This window comes from Paenibacillus tyrphae, assembly GCF_027925525.1.
Taxonomy (GTDB): Bacteria; Bacillota; Bacilli; order Paenibacillales; family NBRC-103111; genus Paenibacillus_G; species Paenibacillus_G tyrfis_B.
The window spans coordinates 1-263 of the sequence record NZ_BSDJ01000123.1; the positions used below are offsets into that span (position 1 = coordinate 1).

Below are 263 nucleotides of genomic sequence, written 5' to 3' on the forward strand. Positions count from 1 at the left end.
GCAGTGAAGCGGAGGCAACCTTCGCGGAAGTGCTGAGAAGGAATCAGGAGCAAGCGGTAGCGTCCCGCGCCTACGATACCTATCCGCTGTATGCCATTCAGGAGTCGACCGGACAGAAGCAGGATCTGATCCATCATATTATGGTGTTTGAGAACTACCCGGTCGAACAGCAGGTGGAGCAATTGGGAAGCGGCGGTCAGTCGGGCTTTATGATCACAAACGTGGAAATAACGGAACAAACGAACTATGACTTTAACCTGATC

Annotated in this window: 1 protein-coding gene; it reads left to right on the top strand. The window is 52.1% G+C overall.

The features are described 5' to 3' along the window. Nucleotides 1–263 (top strand): condensation domain-containing protein (locus QMG93_RS35155; RefSeq protein WP_281944542.1); only part of this gene is annotated, 263 nt, incomplete at both ends.